1 protein-coding gene is annotated in these 970 nt (G+C 67.3%); it reads left to right on the top strand.

The window, feature by feature from the left end; genetic code table 11:
- Window positions 1–970, top strand: a 970-nt coding sequence (locus tag JHD64_RS21100) for an intermembrane transport protein PqiB (protein WP_233170650.1), incomplete at both ends; no start/stop codon positions are given.

The raw sequence follows: 970 nt of genomic DNA on the forward strand, positions 1-970 counted from the left end.
TGATGATGAGTGACCAACACCCGCCGCAGACCGCGGCTGAAGATCTGCCTGCCCACCCGCCAAGCGTGCCGCTGGCCGTGGCCGAACGCCGCCGCCCCAGCCGCTGGTCGCCCTCGCTGGTCTGGCTGATTCCGCTGGTGGCGGCCCTGATTGGCGGCTATCTGGCGGTGCAGGCCATCTTGTCGCGCGGCCCCACCATCACCATCACCTTCCGCAGTGGCGAAGGGCTGGAGGCCGGCAAGACCCGCATCAAGTACAAGGATGTGGACATCGGCGAAGTCACCGCGGTGCGCATCAGCCCGGACAGCAAGAATATCGAGGCCACCGCCCAGCTGAGCAAGGAGGCCGAGCGCTTTCTGGCGCGTGACAGCCGTTTCTGGATCGTGCGGCCACGCATTGCCGGGGGCAGCGTCTCCGGCCTGGGCACGCTGCTGTCCGGAGCCTATGTCGGCATGGATGCCGGCAAGAGCAGCGAGATGAGCCAGCACTTCACCGGGCTGGAGGTGCCACCCATCCTCACCGGCGACCTGCCCGGCCGCCAGTTCGTGCTCAAGGCCACGGAGCTGGGTTCGCTGGACATCGGCGCCCCCGTGTATTTTCGGCGGGTGCCGGTGGGCCAGGTGGTGGCCTACCAGCTGGGCCAGCAGGGCCGCCATGTCGACATCACCGTCTTCATCAACGCCCCCTATGACCGCTTTGTCACCGAAGACAGCCGCTTCTGGCACGCCAGCGGGGTGGACCTGTCGGTCTCGGCCAATGGCCTGAAAGTCCATACCCAGTCGCTCAGCGCCATCATGCTGGGCGGCGTGGCCTTCGAAACCCCGCTCACCGTGCAGGAAGGCCGGCCGGCCGCGGCCAGCAGCACCTTCCTCCTGGCCAATAGCCGCGATCAGGCCATGCAGTCGCCCGACCACGAAGTGCTGCCGCTGCAGCTGAAATTCCAGCAATCGGTACGCGGCCTCACCGTGGG

The organism is Aquitalea sp. ASV15, from assembly GCF_016429115.1.
GTDB classification, from domain to species: domain Bacteria; phylum Pseudomonadota; class Gammaproteobacteria; order Burkholderiales; family Chromobacteriaceae; genus Aquitalea; species Aquitalea magnusonii.